The organism is Roseicyclus sp., from assembly GCF_052168335.1.
In the GTDB taxonomy this organism is placed as follows: Bacteria; Pseudomonadota; Alphaproteobacteria; order Rhodobacterales; family Rhodobacteraceae; genus Roseibacterium.
The window spans coordinates 1-3,861 of record NZ_JBQLZP010000181.1; the positions used below are offsets into that span (position 1 = coordinate 1).

At 71.4% G+C, this 3,861-nt stretch carries 4 protein-coding genes; 1 reads left to right on the forward strand and 3 read right to left on the reverse strand.

The genetic code is table 11. The annotated features are described in order from the left end of the window. Positions 1–3: 3 nt before the first annotated feature. Together ACTS11_RS05645 and ACTS11_RS05650 are read right to left on the reverse strand one after the other, a co-directional pair. The gene (locus tag ACTS11_RS05645; RefSeq protein ID WP_442639360.1) at positions 4–1,215 is read right to left on the reverse strand and encodes an MFS transporter; all 1,212 of its coding nucleotides are present in this window, start codon (positions 1,213–1,215) and stop codon (positions 4–6) included. Between the two features lie 42 nt (positions 1,216–1,257). Continuing rightward, positions 1,258–1,521, reverse strand: a complete 264-nt coding sequence (locus ACTS11_RS05650; protein WP_442639361.1) for a DUF4242 domain-containing protein — start codon at positions 1,519–1,521, stop codon at positions 1,258–1,260. Positions 1,522–1,678: 157 nt separating this feature from the next. On the opposite strand from ACTS11_RS05650, the gene ACTS11_RS05655 reads away from it, so the two are divergent. Further along, entirely contained in the window at positions 1,679–2,557 is an 879-nt protein-coding gene (locus ACTS11_RS05655; RefSeq protein WP_442639362.1) for a LysR family transcriptional regulator, read from the forward strand. 3 nt (positions 2,558–2,560) lie between these two features. Here ACTS11_RS05655 and ACTS11_RS05660 read toward each other — a convergent pair. Then, positions 2,561–3,861 (reverse strand): helix-hairpin-helix domain-containing protein (locus tag ACTS11_RS05660; RefSeq protein WP_442639363.1); only part of this gene is annotated, 1,301 nt, incomplete at its 5' end.

Sequence of the window (3,861 nt, forward strand, 5' to 3'; positions counted from 1 at the left end):
GGCTCAGGCCGGCACGGCCTTCGGCGCGCGGGGACGCGAGCGGAGGAGGATCAGGAGCATGATCGCCACGTTGACGGCGTTGAAGGCGATGCCGTTGAGGAAGGCCCAGGTGTAGGAGCCGGTCAGGTCGTAGATCCAGCCCGACATCCAGCCGCCGAGCGCCATGCCGACGATGGTGGCCATGATGACGAAGCCGACCCGCGCGCCGGCCTCCCTCGGGGGCAGGTACTCGCGCACGATGATGGCGTAGGAGGGCACGATGCCCCCCTGCGCGAGTCCGAAGATCAGCGACACGACGTAGAGCGGCGCGAGACCCGAGGTGGGCAGGTAGAGGAAGAGCGCGAGCATCTGCAGCGTCGAGCCGATGAGGAGCGTGAGCACCCCGCCCAGCCGGTCGGCGAGCAGCCCCGAGACGAGGCGCGAGACGACGCCCCCCATGAGCATGAGCGAGAGCATCTCGGCGCCCACGGCGGGCCCGTAGCCGAGGTCGACGCAATAGGCGACGATGTGGACCTGCGGCATGGACATGGCCACGCAGCAGCTGACGCCCGCGGTGGCGAGGAGCCAGACGAGGGCCGTGGGCGAGAGGCCCGCGCTCTGCTGGCGGAGGGCGGCGGCGGCGGCGGAGGCGGTCATCGCCTCCTCCGGGAGCGGGCGGCGGAGCGCGAAGGTCAGCGGCAGCATGACGAGGATCGCCGAAGCCGCGATGACGAGATAGGCGGTGCGCCAGCCGGGGCCCGCGAGGATGTCGGCAAGGATCAGCGGCCAGAGCGCGCCCGAGAGGTAGTTGCCCGACGCGATGATCGCGACGGCGATCCCCCGGCGGCGCAGGAACCACTGCGACACGTCGGCGATGAGCGGCCCGAAGCTCGCCGCCGTGCCGAAGCCGATCGCGGCCTGGAGGACCGAGAGCGTCAGGATGTTGGGCGCCATCGCCGCCCCCGCGAAGGACGCCCCGATGAGGAGCGCCGAGGCCGCGAGCACGCGCGCGACGCCGTGGCGGTCGATCCAGCGCCCGATCACCCAGTTGCCGAGCGCGAAGCCCACCATCGTCACCGTGTAGGGCAGCGAGGCGGTGGCGCGGTCGACGCCGAACTCGGCCTCGACCGCCGGCAGGATCACGATGATCGCCCACATGCCCGCGTTGCCCACGAGCGACAGCGCGAGCGACAGCCCGAGGCGGGTCCAGGATGTGCGGCTGTCGAGGACGGACATGGCCGCGACCCTAGGGCGGCCATGCCGGAAACGGAAGGGGCCTCAGGGCGTGAGGTCGAGGGCGGGCACGACCCGCGTGTAGGGCAGGCCCGCCGCGTCGTTCAGCGCCTGCACCTGCGCGGCGCTCTCGCCGTCGAAGAGGCACATGCAGCGCCCGTCCTCGGGGGCGAAGGTGGAGCGGATGTAGGAGATCTCCGCCCCCTCGCCCCGCATCTCCGCCGCCTTCGCGATCGCCGCCTTCTGCGCGCCCGCGAGGTCCTCCATGCTGATGCCCTTCAGATCGCGTTCCACCATGTAGACCGACATCTCCCGTTCTCCTCCACCGGGGTTTCGACCGCCAACATGGTCGCGCGGAATGGCGCCCCGGAGAAATGCAGATCGGTTATCGATCCATTCCTCCCGGTTTGGCGGTTCTGCGGTAGGCTCCTGGTCCGGGGGGAGAATGACGCGAAGGAGGGCGCGCATGGAGATGTCGCAGATCCGCTACGTGCTGGCGGCGGCACGGGCACTGAACTTCACGCGCGCGGCGGAGGAGTGCCACGTCACGCAACCGGCGCTGACCAAGGGGATCAAGGCGCTGGAGACGGAGCTCGGCGCCAACCTGTTCCTGCGCGAGGGGCGGCGCGTGCTGCTGAGCGAGTTCGGCCGCTCGATGCTGCCGCACCTGCGCCAGATCGCGGAGGAGGCGGAGGCGGCGCGCACGCTGGCGCAGAGCTTCCGCCTGCTGGAGAAGGCGCCGCTCCGGCTCGGGGTCCTGTCCACCATCGGGCACATGCGCCTCGCCCGGTTCCTCGCGCGGCTCCAGTCCGGCCATCCGGGGATGGAACTCGCCGTCAGCGAGGGTCCGCTCGACCGGCTGCGCGAGGATCTCGACGCCGGGCGCCTCGATGCGGCGATCCTGAGCGACCTCGGCGGCCTCGGGGACAGCCTGAGGCTGACGCCGCTCTACGAGGAGCGCTACGTCGTCGTCATCCCGCCGCAGCACCGGCTCGGCGGGATGAACGCGGTCACGCTGCACGACCTTTCGGGAGAGAACTACGTCGACCGGCTGTCCTGCGAGATGCGCGAGATGGTGATGCGGGTCTGCGACGGCGCAGGGGTCAGCCTCTACGCCCGCTTCCGCTCGGAGCGCGAGGACTGGGTGCAGGCCATGGTGCTGGCCGGGATCGGCTTCGCCTTCATGCCGGAATACTCGGTCAGCCTGCCGGGCCTGATCCAGCGCCCGCTGGTGCAGCCGGAGGTCGCCCGCAAGGTGGCGCTGGCGACGATGCCGGGCCGCCCCCACGCGCCCGCGACGGCGGCGCTGGTGCGCGCGGCGCAGAGCTTTCCCTGGCCGGGGTGAGGTTCAGACCTCCTCGACCGTCACCACGCCCGGCAGGCTCTTCAGCGCGCCCTTGATCTGGGGCGAGACGGGGAGGCCCTCACCGACCAGCGCCTCGACCTCGGCGGCGTCCTCGGGGAAGTCGGGGGCCAGCGCGCAGATGTAGACCGGCCCGCGCGGCGCGCGCGTGTCCTCGCCCGCGATCCGCGCCAGAAGCTGCGCGACGGAGGCGGGTGCGCCGCAATCGTCGACGAAGACGCGCAGGCCGCGGGCCTCGGCGGCCACGGCGTCGTCCACGAGCTGCACCGCCTCGCCGCGCAGGCGCAGCGTTCCCTCCTGCATCTCGGCCCGGACCTGCACGCGGACGTTGGTGCCGGGCTCGAGGATGTGGCGCGCGGCCTCGAGCGCCTCGGAGAACAGCATGACCTCGTAGGTGCCGGTCGGATCGGACAGGCCCACGAAGGCGAAGCGCGTGCCCCGCTGGCTCTTGCGCTCCTGCCGGAACGAGACGGCGCCCGCCATCCAGGTGACGAAGTCGCCGCCCTGCACGCGCCGCTCGACCTCGGCGCAGGTCAGGCAGCCCTTGCGCTTGAGCGCGGCCATGTAGTCGTCGAGCGGGTGGCCGGAAAAGTAGAAGCCCACCGCCTGGTGTTCCTCGGCGAGGCGGACGGAGGGCATCCAGTCGGGCGCGTCGGGCAGGCGCGGCTCGGGCAGGTCCTCGCCCGCCTCGCCGAAGAGCGAGACCTGCGCGCTGCCCTTCTGCTCGTGGATCGCGGCGGAATAGGCGGTGAGCGCGTCGAGCCCCGCAAGCACGCGGGCGCGGTTGCGGTCGAGCGCGTCGAAGGCGCCCGAGCGCGCCAGCATCTCGAGCGGGCGCTTCCCCACGCGCTTGAGGTCGACGCGGCGGGCGAAGTCGAAGAGCGTGGCGAAGGGCCTCGCTCCCCGCGCCTCGACGATCAGGCGCATCGCGTCCACGCCCACGTTCTTGAGCGCGCCGAGGGCGTAGAGAAGGCGCCCGCCCTCGACCGTGAAGGTCGCGGCCGAGCGGTTCACGCAGGGCGCCAGCACCTCGATCCCCATGCGGTCGACCTCGGCCTTGTAGATGGCGAGCTTCTCGGTGAGGTGGATGTCGCAGTTCATCACGGCGGCCATGAACTCGACGGGATGGTTCGCCTTCAGCCACGCGGTCTGGTAGCTGACGACGGCATAGGCGGCGGCGTGGGACTTGTTGAAGCCGTAGTTGGCGAACTTCTCTAGCAGGTTCCAGGTGTCCAGCGCGGTCCTGTCGTCGACGCCGTTCTTCTTCGCCCCGTCCATGAACTTCG

Bases quoted from the DNA above. Each gene is read 5' to 3' on its own strand.
- ACTS11_RS05645 (WP_442639360.1), bottom strand. From the start codon at position 1,215: ATGTCCGTCCTCGACAGCCGCACATCCTGGACCCGCCTCGGGCTGTCG.
- ACTS11_RS05650 (WP_442639361.1), bottom strand. From the start codon at position 1,521: ATGTCGGTCTACATGGTGGAACGCGATCTGAAGGGCATCAGCATGGAG.
- ACTS11_RS05655 (WP_442639362.1), top strand. From the start codon at position 1,679: ATGGAGATGTCGCAGATCCGCTACGTGCTGGCGGCGGCACGGGCACTG.